This window comes from Natronolimnohabitans innermongolicus JCM 12255 (assembly GCF_000337215.1).
GTDB lineage: Archaea > Halobacteriota > Halobacteria > Halobacteriales > Natrialbaceae > Natronolimnohabitans > Natronolimnohabitans innermongolicus.
On the sequence record NZ_AOHZ01000044.1, the window covers coordinates 46,799 to 70,308 of the forward strand.

23 protein-coding genes are annotated in these 23,510 nt (G+C 63.7%); 11 read left to right on the forward strand and 12 right to left on the reverse strand.

Annotation, left to right across the window (positions count from 1 at the left end):
* The first annotated feature begins 59 nt into the window (after positions 1-59).
* Entirely contained in the window at positions 60-1,298 is a 1,239-nt protein-coding gene (locus C493_RS09675) for an ATP-binding protein (protein ID WP_007259245.1), read from the forward strand.
* A 176-nt stretch (positions 1,299-1,474) separates the two neighbouring features.
* On the opposite strand, the gene C493_RS09680 is transcribed toward C493_RS09675, so the two are convergent.
* Complete coding sequence (locus C493_RS09680) at positions 1,475-2,443, reverse strand: cation diffusion facilitator family transporter (RefSeq protein WP_007259246.1); 969 nt, start codon at positions 2,441-2,443, stop codon at positions 1,475-1,477.
* A 257-nt stretch (positions 2,444-2,700) separates the two neighbouring features.
* Here C493_RS09680 and C493_RS09685 point away from each other — a divergent pair, with 257 nt between their 5' ends.
* Together C493_RS09685 and C493_RS09690 are read left to right on the forward strand one after the other, a co-directional pair.
* Positions 2,701-3,111 (forward strand): fluoride efflux transporter FluC, encoded by a 411-nt coding sequence (locus C493_RS09685; protein ID WP_007259247.1) that lies wholly within the window; start codon positions 2,701-2,703, stop codon positions 3,109-3,111.
* The gene (locus C493_RS09690; protein WP_007259248.1) at positions 3,108-3,527 is read left to right on the forward strand and encodes a fluoride efflux transporter FluC; all 420 of its coding nucleotides are present in this window, start codon (positions 3,108-3,110) and stop codon (positions 3,525-3,527) included. The genes C493_RS09685 and C493_RS09690 overlap by 4 nt, the downstream gene beginning before the upstream one ends.
* Here C493_RS09690 and C493_RS09695 read toward each other — a convergent pair.
* From C493_RS09695 to C493_RS23400, 3 genes are read right to left on the reverse strand one after another with little or no spacing between them, the layout of a single operon-like run.
* Entirely contained in the window at positions 3,524-3,952 is a 429-nt protein-coding gene (locus C493_RS09695) for a universal stress protein (RefSeq protein WP_007259249.1), read from the reverse strand. The two genes, C493_RS09690 and C493_RS09695, sit on opposite strands and share 4 nt — an antisense overlap.
* Positions 3,953-4,002: 50 nt before the next feature.
* Positions 4,003-5,040, reverse strand: a complete 1,038-nt coding sequence (mgtE, locus tag C493_RS09700) for a magnesium transporter (RefSeq protein ID WP_007259250.1) — start codon at positions 5,038-5,040, stop codon at positions 4,003-4,005.
* On the reverse strand, positions 5,027-5,200 hold the full coding sequence (locus C493_RS23400) for a hypothetical protein (protein ID WP_007259251.1): 174 nt from the start codon (positions 5,198-5,200) through the stop codon (positions 5,027-5,029). The genes mgtE and C493_RS23400 overlap by 14 nt, the downstream gene beginning before the upstream one ends.
* A gap of 167 nt (positions 5,201-5,367) precedes the next feature.
* On the opposite strand from C493_RS23400, the gene C493_RS09710 reads away from it, so the two are divergent.
* The 4 genes from C493_RS09710 to C493_RS23410 all read left to right on the forward strand — a co-directional run bounded on the left by C493_RS09710 (position 5,368) and on the right by C493_RS23410 (position 7,460).
* Positions 5,368-5,937 (forward strand): magnesium transporter, encoded by a 570-nt coding sequence (locus tag C493_RS09710; protein WP_007259252.1) that lies wholly within the window; start codon positions 5,368-5,370, stop codon positions 5,935-5,937.
* Positions 5,937-6,527, forward strand: coding sequence for a magnesium transporter (locus C493_RS09715; protein WP_007259253.1), 591 nt, complete (start codon positions 5,937-5,939; stop codon positions 6,525-6,527). Before C493_RS09710 ends, C493_RS09715 begins: the two co-directional genes overlap by 1 nt.
* 69 nt (positions 6,528-6,596) lie before the next feature.
* On the forward strand, positions 6,597-6,821 hold the full coding sequence (locus tag C493_RS09720; RefSeq protein WP_007259254.1) for a hypothetical protein: 225 nt from the start codon (positions 6,597-6,599) through the stop codon (positions 6,819-6,821).
* A 498-nt stretch (positions 6,822-7,319) separates the two neighbouring features.
* Positions 7,320-7,460, forward strand: coding sequence for a hypothetical protein (locus C493_RS23410; RefSeq protein ID WP_007259255.1), 141 nt, complete (start codon positions 7,320-7,322; stop codon positions 7,458-7,460).
* Between the two features lie 36 nt (positions 7,461-7,496).
* Here C493_RS23410 and C493_RS09725 read toward each other — a convergent pair whose 3' ends face one another.
* Positions 7,497-8,705, reverse strand: a complete 1,209-nt coding sequence (locus C493_RS09725) for a potassium channel family protein (RefSeq protein ID WP_007259256.1) — start codon at positions 8,703-8,705, stop codon at positions 7,497-7,499.
* Positions 8,706-8,870: 165 nt separating this feature from the next.
* Here C493_RS09725 and serS point away from each other — a divergent pair, with 165 nt between their 5' ends.
* Complete coding sequence (gene serS / locus C493_RS09730) at positions 8,871-10,250, forward strand: serine--tRNA ligase (RefSeq protein ID WP_007259257.1); 1,380 nt, start codon at positions 8,871-8,873, stop codon at positions 10,248-10,250.
* 307 nt (positions 10,251-10,557) lie between these two features.
* On the opposite strand, the gene C493_RS09735 is transcribed toward serS, so the two are convergent.
* Positions 10,558-12,744: an elongation factor EF-2 gene (locus tag C493_RS09735; RefSeq protein WP_007259258.1), complete on the reverse strand. Its 2,187-nt coding sequence runs from the start codon at positions 12,742-12,744 to the stop codon at positions 10,558-10,560.
* A 276-nt stretch (positions 12,745-13,020) separates the two neighbouring features.
* Between C493_RS09735 and C493_RS09740 the strand changes: the two genes are divergently transcribed.
* The 3 genes from C493_RS09740 (at position 13,021) to C493_RS09750 (ending at position 16,919) form a co-directional block, all read left to right on the forward strand.
* A complete protein-coding gene (locus C493_RS09740) occupies positions 13,021-13,794 on the forward strand; it encodes a DUF5781 family protein (RefSeq protein ID WP_007259259.1) in 774 nt (257 codons plus the stop codon).
* Positions 13,795-13,976: 182 nt separating this feature from the next.
* Positions 13,977-14,768 (forward strand): DUF7504 family protein, encoded by a 792-nt coding sequence (locus C493_RS09745; protein ID WP_007259260.1) that lies wholly within the window; start codon positions 13,977-13,979, stop codon positions 14,766-14,768.
* A gap of 72 nt (positions 14,769-14,840) precedes the next feature.
* Positions 14,841-16,919 carry a hypothetical protein gene (locus C493_RS09750; protein WP_007259261.1) on the forward strand — a complete coding sequence of 693 codons (2,079 nt, stop codon included), beginning with the start codon at positions 14,841-14,843 and terminating at the stop codon, positions 16,917-16,919.
* Here the strand turns inward: C493_RS09750 and C493_RS24030 are convergent.
* The 6 genes from C493_RS24030 to C493_RS09775 all read right to left on the reverse strand — a co-directional run bounded on the left by C493_RS24030 (position 16,916) and on the right by C493_RS09775 (position 23,506).
* Entirely contained in the window at positions 16,916-17,041 is a 126-nt protein-coding gene (locus C493_RS24030; protein WP_007259262.1) for a DUF7503 family protein, read from the reverse strand. The two genes, C493_RS09750 and C493_RS24030, sit on opposite strands and share 4 nt — an antisense overlap.
* 506 nt (positions 17,042-17,547) lie before the next feature.
* The gene (locus tag C493_RS09755; protein WP_007259263.1) at positions 17,548-18,156 is read right to left on the reverse strand and encodes a 30S ribosomal protein S7; all 609 of its coding nucleotides are present in this window, start codon (positions 18,154-18,156) and stop codon (positions 17,548-17,550) included.
* Positions 18,157-18,158: 2 nt separating this feature from the next.
* The gene (locus C493_RS09760; RefSeq protein WP_006671958.1) at positions 18,159-18,587 is read right to left on the reverse strand and encodes a 30S ribosomal protein S12; all 429 of its coding nucleotides are present in this window, start codon (positions 18,585-18,587) and stop codon (positions 18,159-18,161) included.
* Between the two features lie 313 nt (positions 18,588-18,900).
* A complete protein-coding gene (locus tag C493_RS09765; protein WP_007259264.1) occupies positions 18,901-19,374 on the reverse strand; it encodes a NusA-like transcription termination signal-binding factor in 474 nt (157 codons plus the stop codon).
* A 3-nt stretch (positions 19,375-19,377) separates the two neighbouring features.
* Entirely contained in the window at positions 19,378-20,580 is a 1,203-nt protein-coding gene (rpoA2, locus tag C493_RS09770) for a DNA-directed RNA polymerase subunit A'' (protein ID WP_007259265.1), read from the reverse strand.
* Positions 20,573-23,506: a DNA-directed RNA polymerase subunit A' gene (locus C493_RS09775; RefSeq protein WP_007259266.1), complete on the reverse strand. Its 2,934-nt coding sequence runs from the start codon at positions 23,504-23,506 to the stop codon at positions 20,573-20,575. The genes rpoA2 and C493_RS09775 overlap by 8 nt, the downstream gene beginning before the upstream one ends.
* Positions 23,507-23,510: the final 4 nt, after the last annotated feature.

Below are 23,510 nucleotides of genomic sequence, written 5' to 3' on the forward strand. Positions count from 1 at the left end.
GTTGGCTCGTCATCACTAACCATGGGGCTATCGGACCGACGCGGGACCAGCGGGGGACGATGAGTACTCGATCGGTCGGTTCCCGCCTCGAAGCGTGCACTGCCGCGTGGCTGATCAGCGCTGGCGGCGTCCTGTCGTGTGCGATCTTCGTCGGCTGGACGTACTGGTTTCGTGCTGACCTCGAGGCGGCGGCCGTCGGACTCGGATTCGCGACGATCGTCGGTCCCGCACTCGGCCTCGTGTGGGCGGGCCACAGGCTCGTCCGAAGCGGAATCGAGCCCGAGCGCTACGATCGCATCCTCCGGTGGTGCGTCGGCGGCGCCGTCGGCTTCCTCGCGGTCAACGTCGCCGTGATGAGTATCTACCCCTGGGTCAGTACCGCTGGGAACGTCGCCTGGGCGCACTTCTCGGTGAACGCGGGCGCAATCGCGGGATTCGCCGTCGGCTACGTGGAGGCTCGAGCGATTCAGCGAGCGGTAGAGGCGACCGCCGCCACCGTCCGCGCCGAACGGCTCGCGGAGGAACGAGCGCTGCTTAGCTATCTGAACGACCTGCTCCGTCACGAGGTACTGAACAGCGCCCAGATCATCGGCGGGCACGCCTCGCTGGCCCGCGAACGCGTCGGCGCTGACGACCCGGACGCGATGCGATCCCACCTCGAGACCATCGATCGCGAGAGCGACGCGCTCACCGGCGTCATCGGCGAGGTGCGGGCGATGCTGGACGCGAACCGGGACGCCGAACAGACTGGCGTCGTCGATCTGCACGACGTCCTCACCGCGGAGATAGACGCCCTCGAGCACCGTTTCGACGGCGTCACGGTCGAACGCGAGATTCCCGAGGCCGTCCGTGCCTCGGGCAACGAGGGAGTCAGCTGGATCTTCGCGAACGTCCTCGAAAACGCCGTCGAACACGATCCCAGTTCGACGACGCGCCTCGAGGTGACGGTCGATCCAGACGCAACGGCCGAGACCGTTACCGTCACGATCGCAGACGACGGACCGGGAATTCCGCCCGAAAAGCGGGGGACGCTATTCGAGCGTAAGTCGGAGAACCACGGGTTGGGGCTCTATCTCGCGCACATTCTGGCGAAGCGCTACGACGGCACCATCGAACTGACCGAGACTGGATCCGACGGTAGCGTCTTCACCGTCACGTTGTCCCAGCCGGCCGACCGAAACGAAGACGATCGAGCCGGCAAACGGCGACCAGCGGCGGTGACCCGCCGTGCGCGACTGTCTCGTGAGAGGACGTCCGACTCGAGGCTCGAATCAGCCGATCCGACGGAATCGACCTGAGGTCGGCCAGTTCGAGACGCTCGCCCGTCGCTGCGAGGTAATGGTCCGGATACACTGCTGGTTCACTATTCTGGCAGCCACCCCTACTAGCACCCGCTACCGTCTCGAGAGACTGACTACCGGCGCAGCTGCCCTCGAGTCACAACGACAGCGCCACCGACGGACAGGCGTCGGTTTCACCGGCCCTCGAGATCCTCGTTCGGTCCCTGGAGTCCGTCGACCGTTGTCTCGCGCTCGCCGTCGATTTTCTCGACGCAGTCTTTCCACTCGCCGATTCCGGACGGGTCGAGGTGGACGTGTGCGTCGCCGACGTCCTCGACGCCTCGAAGTCGGTCGACCAGTTCCGACTCGACGTCGTGGGCTCGGCGAAACGGCATGTCGCCGTCGACCTCGACGTGAACCTCGACCTCGAGGACGGGGCCGTCGTAGAAGACGGTCAGATCGTGGACGCCGCGAACGTCGGGGTGGTCGTGAAGCGTCCGCGTGATCGCCGACCGCTGGTCGGGCGTCGCTGCGGCGCCGATCAGGTAGTCGACGTTCTCGCGGCTGATCTCGACGCCCTGGTAGACGACCAGCGCGCTGACGAGGGCGCCCGCGATCGGATCGAGCAGCGGGAAGCCGAACAGGACGCCGAGGACGCCGACGACGGCCGCGAGCGAGGTGTAGATATCGTTCAGACAGTCGGTCGCCAGCGCCCGCAACGCGGTCGAGTCGAGATCCTCGTTGACGCGCGTCGTGTACCAGTAGACGAGATACATGTCGACGATCGCGAACGCTAACGCGGCGAGCAACAGCGGGTTGAAAACGACGTCGACGCCGTAGAGCAAGCCCTGTGCCGACTCGTAGAGCAGGTTCAGTCCGAGCAGCGCGATGATCGCGCCGACGAACAGCGCCGTCAGGGGTTCGATCCGGTCGTGACCGTGCGGGTGCGTTTCGTCCGGTTCGTCGTACGCGCTTCGTCCCCAGATCAGGACGACGACGCTCGCGACCAGGTCGGCGACCGAGTGGGCCGCGTCGGCCACCAGCGCGACGCTGCCGAAGGCCAGCCCCACCGCGCCTTCAACGACGATCTTCACGGCGTTGCCGAGAACGTTCACCCACGAGACCCGCGTGAACCCCCGCCGTTCGTCCTCGGCGTCGATCATGTATCGGATTAGAGGGAGTCTAAACTTGTCTCTTTTCCTTCCGCGTTCGTTCAGATCGGCTGACTCGAGTCGGTATCCCTTCCGCAATTCTCAAGCCGCTCCCCTGTGAACCGCGTCGTATCCGGGCGATGGGGCCCGCCTGACCCAACTGTCGGACGCTCGCGGTTGCTGACAGTCGACGCCGATCGGTGCTGATCGACGACTCGGCGGCGACGACCCGCGAGGACGGCTGACGGTCCCTGTCTGACTCCGTAGCCATGGCAGACCACCCCCTCGTTCGACTCGAGACGCTCGCACTGATCGGCATCGGCGGCTTCGCCGGCGCGAACCTCCGCTTTTTCGCGCTCGGACAGCTCTCGGACGTACAGGCCGTGTTGCTGGTCAACGTCCTCGGCTGTTTCGCGCTCGGATTTCTCGCCTACGAGGCCGAGTACGCGGCTCTCATCGCTCGCAGATCGCGAATCGTCTTCACGACCGGCTTCCTCTCGTCGCTGACGACCTATAGCACGTTCGCGGTCCAGACCGCGCTGGCGGCCGATCCGCTGCTCCTGATCGCCATCGTCGCCGGAAACTACGGCCTCGGCTTCGCCGCCGTGCTCGCGAGCCGGGAGCTCGCGCGTCGGGTCACCGGCGGTTCGACCCCCGCGGCGGGAGGTGAGACGGCGTGAGTCCGTGTGCGGTCGCAACCGCGAGCACTGCGGGCGCGCTCGGCGCCGTCGCGTTCGACCCCGAACCCGCCCACCTCGTCGGCACCGGCGGCGCGCTCGGGGCCGTGCTTCGTCACTGGGTGTACCTGCAGTTCTCGAGCGAGCGCTTCCCGTGGCCGACGCTCGCGGTGAACGTCCTCGGGAGCTTCGTCTTTGGACTGCTCACCTTCCTCGGCGCGACGGCATCGACGCTCCAGCTCGTCGGAATCGGTATCTGCGGCGCGTTCACGACGTTTTCGTCGTTCTCCGTCGAGACCGTCCAACTCTACGAGCGCGGCGACCGACTGGTCGCCGTCGCGAACGCCGCGGGCAACCTCGCGCTCTCGCTCGCGGCGATCGGATTCGCGTGGGCGCTCGTCTCGACGGGCGTGTTCTAGCCGCCGCGAACGGTCGTCACCGGCACGCCGGCGCGCCTGACGACCGTCTCGGCGACGCTCCCCAACAGATACCGCGAGACGCCGTCTCGGCCGTGGCTCCCGAGCACGATCGTATCGACCTCGTGCTCGTCGGCGTAGTCGACGATCGTTTGCGCCGGCGGTCCACCCTCGAGAGCCGTTTCGACGACGCGGTCGTCCGGTATCGCCTCGAGAGACGACTCGAGGATGGCCTCGCCTTTCTCGCGCTCGGTAGTGTGTTCGTCGTCGGACGTATAGCCCGGATAGGCGCGGCGGCGGCTGTAGTCGACCATCGGATCGACGACGTACAGCAGCGTCAGTTCGGCGTCGGGAAACTGCTCGAGGGCGTACTCGAGGGCCGAACGCGCGGGTTTCGAGCCGTCGACTGGAACGAGAACGCGGTTCATACGTCGTCTACGTCGAATGACAAAACAAAACTTCGGGTGGGTTCGACCCGCTACAGCAGTTCGGACAGCAAGACGGCCGCCAGTCCGAAGTAGATCAGCAGCGCCGTCACGTCCTTGACGGTCGTAATCAGCGGGTCCGAGGCGGCCGCCGGGTCGAATCCGAGTTTGTTCATGACCCAGGGGATCACGTAGCCGACGACCGACGCGACCACGCAGACCGAGACGAGACCCACGAAGACGACTGTCGCCAGTTCGAACGCGTAGGGTTCGTTGCGCTGCCAGGCGTAGGCCGCGCCGGCGCCGATACTGCCGATAATGAGCCCGATCAGCAGGCCGATGATCCCTTCGCGAGCGAAATGTTTCATCGCGTTCCTGTCGTCGATGTGACCGAGCGCGAGGCCGCGGACGAAGATCGTCGAGGCCTGCGTCCCGACGTTGCCGCCCATGTCCATGATGACGGGGACGAAGAAGGCGAGCGCGACGACCGCCTCGAGGGTGTCCTCGTAGGCCTCGATCACGCCGCCGGCGAGGAGGCCGCCGGCGAGCGCGACGATCAGCCAGGGGAGCCGCAGCCAGAGGATCCGCGGGATCGACGACTCGAGAATGGCCGAACTGCGGGACTGTTCGACGTCTGTGAAGGTAAAGCCGGCCGATTTGAGAATGTCTTCGGTCGCTTCCTCCTCGACGACCTCGATCATGTCGTCGGTTCGCAAGACGCCGACGAGACGATTCTCGTCGTCGACGACGGGCAACGCGGGGAAGTCGAGGTCGGCGATTCGGTTGGCGGCCGCCTCGGGATCCGCGTCGGCGTTGATCGTCACGAGGTCGGTCACCATGTGGTCCTCGACGACGTCGTCCTCCGGGGCGTTCAACAGTTCCCGGAGGGACATGACGCCGACGAGTCGGTCGGCGTTGTCGGTGACGTAGAGGTAGTAGACGGTCGTTTCGTCCGAAATCGGCTCGAACTCACGGAACTCGTCGATCGCCGGTCCGACGAACGTCTCCTGGGTGACCGCGACGTACTCGTCGTCGGTTACTTCTTCGACCCGGTCCGCGTGGAACTCGAGTTCGCGATCAGCAGCCCCCATACACCTCACCCCGGCTGTGCGATCGAATGACGCCTGCGAACTCGCCCTCGAGCAAGTCCGTTACCAGGTCCTCGAGCGTCGGCGCGAACTCCAGTCCGCCGGCGGTGTCGCTGATCGCAGTGTCGGTACCGTCTCGACTGCTGTGGTTGGTGTACAGCATACGGACGGAGTGTATTAGACTTCTCTAAAAACAGTTTCCACTTTAGACTAATATTGTGTTTAACTCACACGCCTGTCGCAATCGCGAGAGCCCCGGCGAGCGACGGCAATACGGATAGGTGCATCGGTTCCCGGTACACTTAACAGGCGACTGGGTGTTCCACCGATATGAGTGTTCGGCGCGATTTCTGGTCGATCTATCGCGAGGCCTTGCCGATCCTGATCATCGCTCTGGGCGGCGGGCTGTTCGCCGGCGTCGTTCTCGAGTCGATCATCGAGAGCGTCGAGCGGTTTCCGGGACTCCTCGTGATGGTGCCGGTGTTTCTGGCGACTCGAGGGAACGTCTACGGAGCGCTCGGCGGACGGATCTCGAGCGGCCTGCATCAGGGGTTGATCGAACCGCGATTCGAACGCGACGACAGGCTCGTCAACGCCGTCATCGCGTCGTTCGTCAACGGCATCGGCATCTCGATCGTCATCGGCGTCATCACCTGGCTCGCACTGTTGCTCATCGGCTGGGAGGTCGCGGCGCTGTACGAACTCGTCGGGATCATGCTGATCTCCGGCCTGCTCACGTCGGTGGTGTTGATCGGCGGGCTGCTCGCCCTGATATTCGCCGGCTACAAGCGCGGCTACGATCCGGACAACCTCGTCGGCCCCATCGTGACGACCCTCGGTGACATCTTCGGCATGCTGTTCATGCTGTTCGCGATTTCCCTCGTGGAGGTGCTCGTCTGATGGTCGTCCCGGCCGGCGGCTCGCTCGGCACGTGGGAGTGGAAACGCATCGTCACCAACATGTTCCCGCTGCTGATCGTCCTCTCGATCATCGTCCTCTGGGCCGGGATCACCCTCGAGAACGCCGAAGAGATGATCGAGGAGATCTCCATTCTCGCGGTGATGGTTCCGACGATGGTCGACATGGGCGGCAACCTCGGCGCGATCTTGAGCTCCCGGCTCTCCTCGCGGTTCCACCTGGGGACGACCGAACTCGACCCGCGCGATCGAGTGCTCTGGGCGAACGTCGCGGCGATCCTCGCGCTCGCGGTGACGATCTTCACCGCGCTGGCGATCGGCGCGGCCGCCCTCGACGCCGTCCTCTACGGCGGCGCCGTCGGCTTCGGCCAGTTGCTGTTCATCTCGCTGGTCAGCGGGATGTCCGTCGCTGTCATCGCGATCGTGTTCAGCTTTGCGGCGACCTACGGCTCCTACCGACTGGGGATCGACCCCGACGACACGACGATTCCGATCGTCACCAACGTCGTCGACGTCTTCGGGATGGTCATCTTCATCGGCGTCTCGGCTGCCGTCCTCGACATTCCACTGTGAACCGAGAGACGCGTCGAACGTGGCCTATACAGGCTGTTCGCTGATACCGGCCACGGCGTTAGGCGAGGTATGGACCTGCCAACAGATCGGCTCTTGATCATGATTATCGTCGCCACCGGCTTCGCCGTGGTCGGCGGCGGCTGGGCCGCGTCGCTGGTACACGCCGAGGCGACCGGAACGGAAGAGATCCTGCTCCGCGTCGGCATCGGGGCGGTGTTCTTCGCGATCCTCGTCGGGTTCTGGCTGGCGTTCCGGCGGGTCGACAGGCAACGCGACGCCCAGCCAAACGAGTGATACGGATCGCTGTACCGATGTCCCGGCGCAACCGCCGCCCGGGGTCGCGGATGCGCCGGAACTGACGGACAGTAACCCGTATGAGGGCATCGAGAGCAGACAACTCCCGCGAGACGTTCTCGACTCGGCAACGTGATCCTCGTAGCCGCGCCGCGCTCGGCCGCCAGCCGCGCGGTCGTCAGGCCGATCCCCGACGATGCGCCGGTGATCACGATCGCTCGCTCCTCGAGCGGATGCAGGTCGACGGCCATGTGTTCGATTCGTGCCGACGCCGACGACACGGGTTCGTTCGTCGCCTGTATGCGCCGGGTAGCCGCCTCGTCGTCGCCATCGTCACCCCACGACGGATCGACCGTCTGTCCTCTGTCCGTCGGACGTCTGACTGAGATTCAAGTGGCAAGCCGTGGGCCACGTCAGTATGCACCAAGAACCAGTCACCCACGATCGTCCACGGCGGTCCGCTGCCCTGCATCACAGCGTCGACGGCGGTGACACGCGATGATCGGACTCGTTCGAACGCTCCCGTTTCGAGAGTCGGGACGGTCGCTCCTGCCGGTCGCTCTCGCCGCCGTGGTCGCCGTCCTCGGCGCAATCTTCTACCTCGAGCTCGTGTTCCTGTTGCTCGAAACGCTCCAGTAGCGCCGGGGAGTGCTGTGTTGCTGTTTGCGGACTATCTCACGTATTCGAGAGCTCATCGAACGCCGCCGCCGCCGTTCGGGTCCCCTTCGAGATGAGGACGTCGCCACCGCGAAGCTGTGCGTCGGCGTCGGCGACCAGCAGCCACCCCTCGTCGGGTCGCCGGATGGCGATCACCGACATCGTCGACTCGACGTCCGGGACGCCGTTGGTAACGGCCGTTCCGTCGAGATCGCTCCCCGGTTCGACCTCGACGCGGGTGATGATCTCGTCGCTTTCCTGGACCGCGAGCTGGACGACAGGGTGGACGTCGATATCGCGGAGGACGCCCTCGCTGATGTCGATCGCCGCGTCGCTGATGACTTCGGTGCTGGTTCCGAGTCGGATCAGCCCGCGAAGGACGACGGGATCCTCCGCGTCGGCGGCCGCCCGAAGCGTCCAGGCCTCGAAGCGCGACTGCAGGGCGTCGACTTCGACCTCCAGATTTCGGACTTCCTCGGCCAACTCCGCGCTGTCGAACAGGACGCTGCTGTAGGCCAGATCGACCGCCAGCTCCGAGAGGTTCTTCATGTGGACGATCGTGTCGACGGCTCGCTCCAGATCGTCGATCCCCGGATCGTCGATCGACGGCGTTTCGTAGACCTCGCCGGTCAACTCCTCGCAAACCTCGCCGATCGCCGGATTCGGGCCGCGCAACAGTGCGACGTCGCCGTTCTCGATTGTCGTCCCCGGGCCGGGATTGAGCAGCCACTCGTCGCCGCGCCGGAGCGCGATCACGCGCACGCCCGTCTTCGACTCGAGGTCGATATCGGCGAGCGCCCGGCCGGTGTAGGTCGACTCGGCGTCGACGACGCCGCGGACGAGCGTCTCTGCGGCCTCCGGAAGGGCGGCTCGCATCGCGTCGGGCAGACCCATCTCCTCGATGACGATTTTCGCGATGTCGCCGGCCGCGTCGCTGATCGCGTCGGTCGCGGCGACGATTCCGAGCACCGGGGCGAGCTCTTCGGCGTCGTCCGGCTTCCGGACAGCCATCATGAGGCTCATCCGCGCGCGAAGCTCGAGGACGTTCATTCGCTCCTCCAGTCGCAGTACCTCCCGTGCGAGGTCGACGTTGCGGTGGAGGACCGCCGAGTACGAGAGGTCGATCAACAGCTCTGCGGTGTCTTTCATCTCGACGAGCACGTCCTTGACGCTGACGGGCTCGTACTCGACCGATACCGACGACGCTTCGCCCTCGAGCGGGTCCATAGGCGGAACTCCGTTCCCCGTCGAAAAAAGCGTTTCCCGGTCGAAAAGTCACGCCACGAAACAGCCGCGCTCGACTCGCCAGTCGGTCCGAGCCCCGGCGACCGTCCCGGAACCTGACACGGTACTTCGACACGGTTTTGGACGGGCGCGAAGAATCGACGGGCAATGATCGACCGGAGCTACCTGCGCGAGAATCCCGAGGCGGTTCGCGAGGCGCTGGACAATCGCGGCGCCGACGTCGACGTCGACGAGTTCCTCGAACTCGACGAGCGCTGGCGGGAGCTGAAAGCCCGCGGCGACGACCTCCGACACGAGCGCAATCAGGTTACCAAACGGATCGGCAAACTGGTCGCGGCCGAAAAGTTCGAAGAGAAAGAGGAGGCCATCGCCGAATCGAAGGAGCTCAAATCCGAAATCGAGGAGGTCGAGGCCGAAGCCGACGAGCTCGAGGCCGAACTCGAGCAGCGCATGCTCGAGATTCCCCAGATTCCCCACGAGAGCGTTCCGTTAGGAGTCGACGAGCGCCACAACGTCGAGGACCGACGCTGGGGCTTCGACGACCTTCGGATCGACGCCGACGAGATTACGCCCCACTACGAACTCGGCGAGGAACTGGACATCATCGACGAGGAACGCGGCGCCAAGACGACCGGCGCCGGCTTCTACTTCCTCAAGGGCGACGGCGCCCGCCTCGAACACGCCCTGGTCCAGTTCATGATGGACGTTCACCGCGAACAGGAGTACGTCGACCTCTTCCCGCCGATCCCCGTCACGAGCGAGTCGATGCGAGGCACCGGCCAGCTGCCGAAGTTCGCCGACGACGCCTACCGACTCGGCGGTAGCAACGAGGCGGAGTACGACGACGAAGACCTCTGGCTCTGTCCCACCGCGGAGGTGCCGGTCACTAACATGTACGCCGACGAGATCCTCCTCCAGGACGACCTCCCGCTGAAACACCAGGCCTACACCCCGAACTTCCGCCGCGAGGCCGGCGAGCACGGCACCGAGACGCGCGGTATCGTCCGGGTCCACCAGTTCAACAAGGTCGAACTCGTCAACTTCGTCGAACCCGAGGAGAGCTACGACCGTCTCGAGGGGCTGCTCGAGGAGGCCGAGGAAGTCCTCAAACGACTCGAGTTACCCTACCGCATCCTCGAACTCTGTACCGGCGATCTCACCTTCGCGAGCGCGAAGACCTACGACATCGAGGTCTGGGCGCCCGGCGACGACATGGACGACGGCCCCGAGGAGGGCGGCCGCTGGCTCGAGGTGTCGTCGGCCTCGAACTTCGAGGCGTTCCAGGCTCGGCGCGCCGGCCTGCGCTACCGCCCCGAGCGCCACGAGTCGGCCGAGTACCTCCACACCCTGAACGCCTCGGGGCTGGCGCTGCCGCGGGTGATGGTGGCGATCCTCGAGTACTACCAGAACGACGACGGCACCGTGACGGTCCCCGAGGCCCTGCGGCCGTACATGGGCGGCCAGGAGGTCATCGAGGGCCACGAGAAGGTCGGCGAGTCGGCACTGGGTGCCGGCGAGCGGGAGTAATCGCGTTTCGAACCGCCAGGGATCCGTTTTCGGCGTTTCTCTCGGACGTTTCGAATACCGGATTCGCGTCGCGTCACTGAATACGATTGCTCGACCGTTTTGAACCTCTCTGAATCCCGTTCTCGAGTCCCCGTCTTCGAACCGGAGTTGGGACTCTAGCCGTCAATCAGCGCGGTAAGTGCGGTTGCGGTCAGCAATCGAACCGCGAGCGTCGAAGACGCGAGCGGCCTTTTTTGGTCGAGCTTTGTGACCGGGTTCGAGCGCGGCCATCGGCCGCGCGAGGATCCGGTTACAAAGGTCGGTCGTTTTAGATGTAGTCGATGCTCGGCGGCAGCTCGAGCTTCATGCCCTTGCGCTCGCGGATCTCCATCGTCTTGTCGCGCTGGAGGGAGTCGGACATGACCTCGAAGCCGGCGTTCTCGGTGTTCCAGGAGGCACGACCTTCGGTCGCGCTACGAATGTCGGAGGCGAAGCCGATCATCTCGTCGACGGGTGCGATACCCTCGACGACCATGAGGTCACCTTCCTGGTACATGTCGTCGACGCGGCCACGGCGACCCTGAATCTCGCCGGAGGCGGCGCCCATGTGGTCGTTGGGCACGTCGATACGGACGTCCTGCATCGGCTCGAGGAGCTTGATCTGGCCGTCGATCAGCGACTTGTGGACGGCCTCGCGGGTCGCGGGGATGACCTGTGCCGGACCGCGGTGGATCGTGTCCTCGTGGAGTCGAGCGTCGTGCAGGCGGATGAGCGTCCCCTGAACCGGCTCGTTGGCCAGCGGACCGTTGTCGAGGGCCTCCTCGAGACCTTCGACGACCAGTTCCATCGTCTCGTTCAGGTGCTGGATACCCTTCGTGTCGTCGATGAGGATGTTCGAGCCGTGGATGTGCTCGACGTTCTGGGAGGTGTCCTTGTCCATGCCGGCTTCCTGCAGGGCTTCACGGCGTTCCTGCTCGGGCATGTCCATGGAGGCCTCGCCGAGCTTGATCGTCTCGACGAGCTCCTGGCTCATCGGCTCGACGGAGATGTAGAAGCGGTTGTGACGGTTCGGCGAGATCCCCTCGACCTCGTCGCTGCCTTCCTGGGGTGCCTCGCGGTAGACGACGATCGGTTCGCCGGTGTTGACCGGAATACCCTGGTTCTTCTCGATACGCTGGGTGATGACCTCGAGGTGAAGCTCACCCTGTCCGGAGATCAGGTGCTCGCCGGTGTCCTCGTTGATCTCGATCTGGATCGTCGGGTCCTCCTTGGAAACCTGGCGAAGCGTCTCGATGAGCTTCGGCAGGTCGTCCATCGTCTGGGCCTCGACGGCCTTCGTGATGACGGGCTCGGAGATGTGTTCGATCGACTCGAAGGGCGTCATATCGACGCTCGAGACGGTCGAGCCGGCGATCGCGTCGCGAAGACCGGTGACGGCGGCGATGTTCCCGGCGGGAACCTGCTCGACTTCCTCGCGTTCGCCACCCATGTAGATGCCGACGGACTGGACGCGGTTCTTGCCGGCGGTCCCGGAGACGTACAGTTCCTGTCCTTTCTCGAGGGAACCCGAGAAGACGCGACCGGAGGCGATTTCGCCCGCGTGGGGGTCCATCGAGATGTCGGTGACCATGAAGACGACGTCGCCGTTCTCGTCGACGAGCCGCATCTGTTCGGCGAGTTCGGACTCGTCGTCGCCGCGCCAGATGCGCGGGATACGACGGGGCTGTGCGTCGACGGGGTTCGGGAAGTGCTCACAGACCATGTCGAGCACGACGTCCGACAGCGGCGTCTTCTCGTGGAGCTCCTGGCGCTTGTCGGCGCGCTCGAGTTCCATGATCTCGGCGAAGTCCATCCCGGTGCGCTGCATCGACGGCATGGAGACGCCCCACTTGTAGAGGGCGGATCCGAAGCCGACGGTACCGTCTTCGACGGAGACCGTCCAGTCCTCGATGTCGTCCATGTCCTGGGTCATCCCGCGGATGAGTTCGTTGACGTCGCTGATGACCGAGAGGAGTCGCTGCTGCATCTCCTCGGGACCCTCCTGCAGTTCGGAGATCAGGCGGTCGACCTTGTTGATGAACAGGGTCGGCTTGACGCCCTCGCGGAGCGCCTGTCGCAGGACCGTTTCGGTCTGGGGCATGGCACCCTCGACGGCGTCGACGACGACGAGCGCACCGTCGACCGCACGCATCGCACGGGTGACGTCGCCACCGAAGTCGACGTGGCCCGGCGTGTCGATGAGGTTGATGAGGTGGTTAGTATCCTCGTACTCGTGGGTCATCGAAACGTTTGCCGCGTCGATGGTGATCCCACGTTCCTGCTCGTCTTCTTCCGTGTCCATCGCGAGCTGTTCGCCGGCAGTCTCATCGGAGATCATGCCTGCACCCGCGAGGAGGTTGTCAGAAAGGGTCGTTTTTCCGTGGTCGACGTGAGCGGCGATGGCGATGTTCCGGATGTTCTCCGGTTCGTCCATCAACCGTTCACACTCTTGGACGATCTTCTTGCGTCGGCCCATATACCCCCCATTACCGGTAGCGGGGTCAAAAGGGTAGTGTTTCGTCGGCGCCGGAATCCGTCGCATTTCCCGGTTTTCGCGCTGAAATATCCAATTTGGGTGAGTGAATATCACACACGTCCGCGACCACACAGAACGTACCATCATAGCGGCCACGGCCGAACAACGTCTCACGCTACTCTCGCTCGCGAAGCGATTGTGGGTCGATAGCTCGCCACTCCTCACGCGAGACCGCACAAAAGAGTCAACTGTATCGAACCCTTGCTATTGATACACATGAATGTCCGCGTACAGGGGCCTGGACCGACGTCCCCGTTCCTCAGCGCCCGCGATCTCTTCGAGACCGAACACGATCTCTCCCTCCCGGTCGAAGTCCGCCTCCGAGACGACCCCGACGAGCGGACCTGGGCCGGTCACTACGACGACCGACACGTCCTCAACATCTCGAGACAGGCCGCCTCGAGCGCGATGGCTCGCGAACTCGCCCTCCACGAGTTCGCCCACATGGCGCGCCACGAGCAGGAACATCCCTCACACACGCAGTCGACCGAAGAGGTGCTCTACCTTGCGCTGGCCGGCAAGAGCGTCGAGCGACGGAAGCTCGCCCACTGCTACCAGATCGCAAATCACATGAAAGACATCTACGCCGACGACATCACGCTCGCCGTCGGCCCCGGTCAGAAGCTCCTCTCGTTTCTCGAGTCGAGTCTCGCACTGGCGCTCGCCGACCGCCCCGAAACGCCGTCGCGGCCGGGCTTCGAGCGACTCTCCGCCAGCGCCGATCCCGAGATCACGGCCGTCAACGCCGCCTTCGCGCTGGCGCTGGCCGAGCGCCACGAACTCGTCGACGACGACCACCGGCTGTACGACCTCGCTCACGCGGCCGCGATGGACGCCCCACAGGTCGACTTCGATGGGTTCAATCAGCGATTTCGCGACCTCGCTCGAGACCCGGACTCGAGTGCGTACCGGCAGGTCCTCGTCGACGCAACGCGCGCGTACGTCGACGGGAGCGAGAGCGGGCACAGCGGGCGGCCGGCTGCTGACTGAAGCGGATCGCCGTCCCGCTATCCGGACCCCCGGTCATAGGACCGGGGACGCCCAAACCGACGGCCGGTTGGCCGGCCGGAACAGCAGCCGTCGTGACCGACGACCCCGATACCGGGCGAGCGACGGTTCGCTACGAAGGGAACATTTAATAGTTGATCTCTCCAAACGGATAACATATATTGATGTTCTCGCGCAAGGACTGGGGGGACGGATCGGATGAAGAGCGGTTTTCCGGGGAGTTGGCACGTCTGAAACGCCAGGGTGCGAGCATTCTCGTCGTCGGCGCAGTACAGCGGGCACACCGACGAGCCATCTGTCGGCGGTTGTTCGGACAGGCGACCACGCAGCCACGGCGGCGACTCTTCGTCTCGACTACTGGCGATTGTCGCAGAACGTCGACACTCTTCGACGAGGCCACGGCGTCAGATCACCACGCGTTCATCAGTTACGAAGCCCACTCCCGCAGTGCCGGAGCTGCCGCCGGCAACGTCGAGACAGACGTCGAACTCGACGCCGGTTCGAAACCGGAATCGAACCCAAACCCGTACTCGATCGGAGCGGACGACTCGTCGACCGATCCACAGTCTGATCCGCTCTCGGCGACCGAGGTAACCTCACTCGCCGAGTTGGGTATCGCCATCTCCAACGCCATCGAAACGTTCGAAACCGAGTCGAACGGTCTCGCCCCAGCGGAGCTTCGTATCGGCATCGAATCGCTGGCACCACTTCTCGAGGCGTACGGCGCCGAACGCGTGTTCAAGTTCGTCCACCTGACCAACGGACGAACGCGGGACATCGACGGGATGATTCACTATCATCTTCCCATGAAACGGGACACCGACGTCGTCTCGGTCCTGACGCCGCTTTTCGACATCGTCATCGAACTCCGTGAGCACAACGACACCGCACAACAACGGTGGACGATCAACGACGGTACCTGTTCTTCAGGGTGGCTGCCCATCGAGCAGTCGTAACGGCTACCCCCCGCCAGTCCGTACGACCGATATCCCGGCGTCTTCACCGACTTCGTGAACGCCCACTGCGCTATGAAACCGACCTTCGAACCAACTGACGACGGCCTCGAGATTATCGATCCGATCGAACGCCACCGATACCGGCTGACGACCGAGAGTACGGTGACGCCGGAGTCGGTGGAGACGGCTCGGATCCCGTTTCCGGTCGACGACGCCGTCAGCATTACGACGGACCAGATCAGACTCCCGTCGAGCGATCTCGTCTACGTGTTAGACGAGAGTGGACAGCTCCGCACCGAGGTTCGGCCGGCCGAACAGGAGACGCTTCCGGCCGGAGAGCACCTGCTCGATATTTCCGGCCCGATCAAACTCTATGCGAACGTAGAGGGAACGGTCCACATCTACTCGGATATCGAGCATACGTATCTCTCGTTCGACGGCCAGCAACCGGTCGTCCTCGGCGCGCGGTCGTTTCACACGCGCCCCGCGGAGACGATCGTCACGTCAGCCGAACCAACGGACGTGATGCAAGCGGTGACGGCGTTTGGGTCGGCACTCAAGACGATGACTCCCGAACGATCGTATTCGACACTGCGCGGACACCCTCCCGAACTCAGACTTGGCGACGACCTTCACGTCCCCGACGGGCTTTCGAAACGAGAGACCGGCGTTCGACTCGAGATTCCGCCGACGCTATCACACGTCTGTACCGTGACGCCGCTGGCGTACTATCTCGGGGCCGACGTCGTTCCCGGAGCGAAGCCCCGCCTCACCACGTCGACCGGGTTCGAACGTGTACTCGGTCGTGACACGACGTTTGAGGAAGCGGTCTCGAGAACGCTCAAACAGACGTTCTTCCTCGACTGTATCGTCCGTACCGCGGGGACGACGCCGCTTCCACTGCACGAGCGACGGAAGCTCGAGCCGAACCTCCCGTTCGACATCGAAGCGGTCTACGACCGGTCGCTCGCCGAACGGCTCGAATCCTACTTCCAGGTATCCTTCGAGTCGATACGGTCGTCGCTTCCGAACTGGCACCTCGAAGTCCGTCTCGAACCCGTCGACGACGTCATCGAGTTTCTCCCGTTTGTCGCCAACGACCTGCCACTCGTCAGTATCGAAGACGCCGCGACGACGACAGGACCATCGACGCAGCAACAAACGCAGGCGATCGATGACTTCATTCGCGGCGACACGAGCCAGACGTCGACAGCCGTGCGAAACGCGAGTCGGACCGATCCCACCTCGTCGCGCGGGGAGCGAACGACCATTCAGCAATCCTGGCAGGTCGACAACACGTCCGAGATCACGAGTACGACCCCGCTGAGTGCGTATCACAACGGAATCGGGCGCGAACCACGCAACGGACCGATCGAGATTAAGGTCGTCTGTAACGATCAGAGTATGCACGAGGAACTGGAAACGGTAAACGGCGTGTACGGGACACGCGAAGAGCTACCGTTCGACGTGACCACGTATTACGATCTCACGAAAGCCGAGTTCGAATCCGTACTCGCGAGCGAAAGCGACTTCCTTCACTACATCGGCCACATCGACGACGACGGGTTCCAGTGTGCAGACGGGAAGTTAGACGGTGCTCGAATCGAATCGACGGATACGAAGGCGTTTTTCCTCAACGCCTGCCAGTCCTACGAACAGGGGCTGCATCTGGTAGATGCGGGAAGCATCGGCGGAATCGTAACGCTCGACGACGTCGTCAACAGCGGCGCGGTCAGCGTCGGGAGTACGATCGCCCGCCTGCTAAACCGCGGCTTCCCGTTGTACGCTGCGCTCGATATCGCTCGCAAAGACAACATCATTGGAGAACAGTACCGAATCGTCGGCAACGGGATTACGACGGTCACACAGTCGAAGACTGGCGGTCCGAGTATGTGTACCCTGACCAGCGAGGGAGCACGACAGCGCATCAGCGTGTATACGTATATTACGCTCTGGTTGGGTCGAGGCGGTGTGTTCACGCCGCACGTCGATTCGGTCGACGAATACTTCCTCTGTCCCGGCGCTGCAACCGATCTCACCGTCTCCGACGAGACGCTCGAGGAATACCTCAAAATGGAACAGATTCCGGTTGTAACGGATGACGGCCTCTACTGGAGCCGGAGTCTCGTCGATTCCTCTCGACACTCCTAGGGGCCGTGGTAGAAGCCGCTCGAGGCGGCGGCCGATCCGGCCTGTGACAGCGCGAGCATGATGGTAAACAGGACGCCGATCATTCGTGGGTGGTTCTTCAGGTACTGTGGTAGGTCGCTCATGGTACATGATAGACGATGACGCGAAAGATGATAAATTTATTTTAATTTATCATATAAATATACTATGGTGTTATTTAATGGCATGGGTGTTTAAAAGTACAGAGAAGCCAGATGCCGGACCAATCGGCGCCACTCACCGTAGTACGCGTCCGTTCGTCGGCGGGCGTCGCAATTGGGGATTCGAGAGTTCGCCACGAATCGCAGTCGATTGCGACCGACACTCGACATCACTCCACGGACGGACCGATACCGGCCGTCGACGCCGAAATCGACCCGCTGTACAGCGACGGTAACGCGGTCCGGCAACGGTTCCAACTCGAGAGACTGGTAGCTCGTATCCACGCTGCCCGTACCGCCGCCTATCCCGCAGTCGGTCGTGCAGTAGTGCCAGCCGCTACGAGCGGTGGATCGGGAGACAGAGCCAACGGGTTTCCGAGACGCGTCGAAAGCGATACCGATGATCCGGCGGGTCGCCGGCTAACACGCAAAAAGACGGGAAGACTCGCTTAGCGTGCGGCTGCCGCGACGCGCTCTTTCTCTTCTTTCTGACTGACGGCGTAGGTCTGGACGTCGTAGTTGGCCGCGCCGACGAGCTGGCTAGCGATGGCCTCCTCGACCGACGTTGCCGTCTTGAACGAGTCGTTGTAGACGCCTTCGGCGAGGAATTTCAGCGCCTGGTCGACGCGTCGCTGTGGTGCGACGTCGACGGCCTTGGGGACCGAAATGCCACCGTATTTCAGGCGGACGGTCTCCTCGCGCGGAGCGGCGTTTTCGACGGCGGTGACGAGGATCTGAATCGGGTTCTCGTCGGTTCGCTCGTGAATGAGTTCGAACGCCTCACGGACGTGGTTGAGCGCCTGCTGTTTCTTGCCCGTGTTCTCCTCGGTCTGCATCAGTCGGTTGATAAAGCGCTCGACGATGGAGACCTGCGACTTCTTGAACTGCTTGCTGGCGTGGCGGCCGGCGGTGTGTGCGACCGGCGTCACCGTGATATAGCGTTCGGTCGAGGGATCCTCGTATGCGATCTCTTCGATCTCCCAGGTACCGAAGAGTTTCGCGCCGACGTCTGCGCCACCTGCGGGGGCGTCCGGGTCGGGTTGATCTTCTGCAGCCATGATTATCGCACCGGTTTCTCCGCGTTCCCGCGGACGAGTTCTTTCAGCGCGACGCCGTTGACCTTGTCGACCTTGTAATTGACACCCGAGAGGTCACCCATCGCACGACCCTTCGCCCCACCGATACCGGCGATGGTGACTTCGTCGTGTTCGTCGATGAACGAAATGGCGCCGTCACCGGGACAGAACGCGGTGACCTGCTTGCCGTTTTTGATCAGCTGCACCCGGACGCACTTTCGGATCGCCGAGTTCGGCTGCTTCGCTTCGATGCCGACCTTTTCGAGAACGATACCGCGGCCCTGCGGAGCACCCTCGAGGGGGTCAGACTTCTCGCGGAGGCCACGTGCGCGGCGCGCGTAGTCAGAGTCGGACCACCGCTGCTCCTGGCGGTCCTTCTTGAGCTTGCGCGCGGCGTATTTGCCGTTTGCCATAGTACCCGTCGCTATCCGTCGGAACCACTTAAGCAACCCGTTTCGAATCGCCGTTACGCCACGAGAACGCTCGAGGTATACCGTTCGCCGGATCTGCGGGCGTTTCGCGAACTCGAGTCACGGCTCGAGCGTGGCGTAGCGGACCTCGGCAGCCAGGAAATCCCCGAACGGCTCTCGATGGTTTCGTCTCCGGTGTGAGCTACATCTGGACGGAGAGACTAACGGCGACCTGACGGTGAGACAGCTGTCGAGGTGGCAGCGCCGACCGGTCGACAGATTCAGTCCACGTGACAAAAGCGCGGTTCGGAGCGTCTCAGACCAACTGCACGTCTTCGATTCCGAAGTGGCGGTCGGCGAGCGTTCGTGCAGCCTCGATCGTTCGACCGTTCGAACCGATCGCGACGCCGCGGTCGTCCTCGGCGACTTCGACGTAGGCGACCGTGTCGTCGTTCTCGCTAATCGTGACGTTGTACACTGCGGCGGGAGCGAGCGCGTTCGCGACGAACGCTTCCGGATCGTCGGCGTCCTCGACCAGCCGAACGGGTTTGCCGACCCGGTCTTCGAACCGTTTGACCGTCCGTCCGCCGGGGCCGATCGCTTCGCTCATCCGTCCGCTCGAGACGACGATTATCAGTCGCTGGTCCGTCTCGGCGGCGGTGTCGGCGTCTGCACTGACGTCGGCGCCGGTAGCCGCGTCGACGACGAGACAGTCCTGTCCGTCGACGCCGGTGACGTCCTCGAACGCGGCGAGATATCGACGGGCGTCGTCGTCGAGTGTGACGCCCATCGATCAGTCCGCCTGGCCGCCGCTGCCGCCCGGACTCGTCGAGCCCATCCGAAGGTCGACGTCGCCGGTACCGAGTTTGATCGGTTTGCCGACGATAACGTTCTCGGTGACGCCTTGTAGGCTGTCGATTTCGCCGTGGATCGCCGCGTTGAGCAGGTGGTTGACGGTCACCTCGAACGCGGCGCGAGCCAGCACCGAGTCTTTCGATCCCGAAATCCCGTGGCGACCGATCGACTCGATCTCGCCGCGGTTGGTCATCATGTCCGCGACCAGCATCAGGTGACGAACGTTTACGTCGTCGAGACCCTGCTCGGCGAGCGTGTTGTTCGTCTCCTCGATGATGGCCTCGCGAGCGGCCTCGATGCCGAGGTTACGGTGGATCTCGTGGATGTTGTTACACGTCGTCCGCGAGGCGTCGACACCTTCGATCTCGAGTACGTCGCCGAAAGCCGATCCCTCGGTGTAGAGGACGAACTGCTCGTCGCCGTCGTCCATCTCCTCGCGGCGGATGACGACGCGGGAAACCTCTTCGATTCCCTTGAACGTGATGTCGCGCAGCTCTTCGACCAGCTGGAGCAGGTCGCGGTAGGACGGCTCCTCCGGGCCGAACTGGATCTCGGTTCCCTGCTGGACCGTGCTCACTCCGAGGTTGTCTTCGATGATCTCGGCGACCTCCTCGGGCGTGATCATCCGCTCTTCGAGCGTGTCCCGATTGAGCGAGATCTGGACGCGCATGTCCGCGACGTTCGTCGAGACGTCGCCCAGCGCGAGGATCTTCGTCGCCTCGATCTTCCAGACGACCTCGTGGGCCCTCTCGCGTTCGGTGGCGTACTCGTCTTCGAGGTAGACCGTCATCATCGGCGTGTCAGGGGTCTTTCGAGCGTCGACCAGTTCGATAAGCCGAGGCAGTCCCTGGGTGACGTCGATCTCCGCGACGCCCGCGTAGTGGAACGTGTTCATCGTCAGCTGCGTTCCGGGTTCGCCGATCGACTGGGCGCTTACGGTGCCGACGGGGTCGAGCGGATCGACGCGCGTGTCGAGATACCGGGCTTCGACGGCCTTCGCGAGCTCGTCGGCGTCTTCGACGGTAACGCCGTCGCGACCCTCGAGGGTCTCGTAGACGTTGTCCTTGAGCCGTCGCGGCAGATCGGTGTCCTCGACGACCGCGATCGTATCGTCGTCGACGGCGTATTCGACGTTAGTCATCGGAGGTCACCCCCGAGCTGTCGCCCTCGGTAAGACGATCGTCCGCGTGTTCGGAGAGGTTCGTCGGCTCCGTCCGGATGCCGAGGAACTCGTCGCGTTCCGCTTCGGATTCGAACTCCGAATCGATGACGCGGTCGGCGATCGCCTCGACGTCGATGTCGTTGTCGTCGCCCGAGGAGACCTTGACCGGCGAGGTGCCGTCCTCGCCGAACTCGAACTGAACGATCGTGTCCGAGGTGTCTCGAACGGTGCCGTCGTACTGCGTCTCGAGTTCGGAGAGGGCGTTGATCAGGCGACGCTGCAGATACCCTGACTTCGAGGTACGGACTGCGGTGTCGACCAGGCCCTCGCGGCCGCCCATCGCGTGGAAGAAGAACTCCCGCGGCGTGAGGCCGCTGGTGTAGGAGTTCTCGACGAAGCCGTGGGCCTCCGCGGAGAGGTCGTTCGGTTCGTAGTGGCTGAGGGTTCGGTCCTCGTAGCCGCGGTTGATCCGTTCGCCTCGAACTGCCTGCTGGCCGACGGCGCCGGCCATCTGGGTCAGGTTGAGCATCGACCCACGTGCACCGGAGTTGGCCATGACGACCGCCGGGTTCTCGTCGTCGAAGTGCTCGTCGGCGATGTTCCCCGCGTTGTCACGCGCACGCGAGAGCGTCTGCATGATCTTCATCTCGAGGGTCTCGTCGATCGTTCGTCCCGGCAGGGACTCGAGTTCGTTGTTCTCGTAGGCCTCGATGAGCTCCTCGACGCGGTCGTAGGCGTCGTCGATGGTCTCGTCGATGCGGTTCTGGGCCTCCTCCGGAATCGTCTCGTCGTCGATCCCGATCGAGAACCCGAAGTGCATGATCGCCCGCATCGCCAGCGTCGAAACCTCGTTGATGAAGATCCGGGAGCGGGTGTTGCCGTAGCTCTTCGTGATCCGGTCGACGATTTCGCCGCCGAACTCGCCGACCTCGTCCTCGGCGATGGTCCCCTCGATGAGCTGGCCGTCCTCGATGACGACCTCTTCGCCGATCGTCCCGGTGAACTCGAGGTTCAGGTCGTCTGGCAGCAGTTCGGAGAAGACGTCGTAGCCGGTCCAGAACGGTTCGCCTTCGTCGTCGATCCCGCTGGGTTCCGGCAGTTCGTCGATCCGGGTCGCACGCAGGAGGTCGAGCGCCTGCGTCTCGTTGAACCGCGGATTGTCGGCCGTCAGGAGATACATCCCGCTGATGTGGTCCTGAATGGCGCCGATGATGTTCTCACCGAATCGCGGGGAGAGGATCTGCTCCTGGACGCGCATGAGCACGCGGGCCTCGGCGCGGGCCTCCTCGTTCTGGAGGGCGTGCATGTTCATCTCGTCGCCGTCGAAGTCGGCGTTGTACGGCGGACAGACGACGGTGTTGAGACGGAACGTCTTGTACGGCATGACCACGACCTCGTGGGCCATGATCGACATCCGGTGCAGCGACGGCTGGCGGTTGAAGATGACGATGTCGCCGTCGATGAGGTGTCGGTTTACCTCCCAGCCGGCCTCGACCTTCTCGGCTAGCTGTTCGCAGTTCTTCTCGGTCACCTTCAGTCGGCGGCCGTCCGGTCGGCGCACGTAGTTCGCGCCGGGGTGGCCTTCGGGACCGTTGGAGACGAAGCGCCGAGCGTCGTCTAAGTTGCGCTCGGTGACGTTCATCGTCTGGGTCATCTCCTTTGCGACGCGGTCCGGGACGCCGACCTCGTTGAGCGAGAGCGTCGGGTCCGGCGAGATGACGGTACGCGCAGAGAAGTTCACGCGCTTCCCGGACAGGGAGCCGCGGAAACGGCCCTCCTTGCCCTTCAGGCGCTGGGAGAGCGTCTTGAGCGGCCGGCCGGAGCGGTGTCGGGCCGGCGGCGTCCCCGAGATTTCGTTGTCCATGAACGTGGTGACGTGGTACTGCAGCAGTTCCCAGAGGTCCTCGATAATCAGCTGTGGCGCACCTGCCTCACGATTCTCCATGAACCGCTGGTTGATCCGGATGATGTCGACCAGCTTGTGGGTGAGGTCGTCCTCGGAACGCTGGCCGTTGTCGAGCGTGATCGACGGTCGCGCCGTGACGGGCGGGACCGGAAGCACCGTCAGGATCATCCACTCCGGACGGGAGCGGTCTGGATCGATCCCGAGCACCTGAATGTCTTCGTCCGGAATCGCCTCGAACCAGTCCCGGATGTCGGAGGGCATCAGCTTGTTCGTGTCCTCCTCGGTGAGGTCGATGTCCAGGGCCTTCTCGATGGCCTTGCGCTGGCTCTCGCGCGGCCGGAACGATCCCGAGAGGATTTCGTTGATTCGCGTGAGATCGATCTCCGTCTCCGCCGCGAGTTCGTCGGGCGACGTCCGCTCGACGCCGGCCTCCTCGTCGCCTTGCATCGCGGCCGCGATGCGCTGGGAGTACTCGCTGGTCAGGACCTGCTGGACCTCGTAGTACGTCGTCGGCTTCTCGTGGTCGATATCGTACTGGATCTCGCCACAGAACGGACAGCGATCCTTCTTTCGTGCCTGTCGGATCGCAGCCTTCGTGACGTCGTTCAGGTCGCGACCGAGCTTGCGCGATTCCGTGATGTCGTCGCGGAACTCCTCGCGTTCGTCCTCGGTCAACAGCAGCTTGGAACACTCGCGGCAGGTCCCTCGCAGGAGCCGCCGAATGAGCTTCGTGAAGCCGACGTGGATGACCGGCGCGGCGAGCTCGATGTGACCGAAGTGGCCGTTACACGACCCCGAGTGCTTCCCGCAGGTCTTACACTCGAGTCCGGGGTCGATGACGCCGAGTCGGGGGTCCATCAACCCCATGTCGATGGGGAAACCGTCGTCGTCGTAGGTGTCGGCCGTGATGATCTTCGTCGCACTCATCTCCCGGTACTCCTCGGGCTCCATGAGCCCGAAGGAGATCGAACCGATGTCTTTGGGTGTACTGTGTTGCATTGGT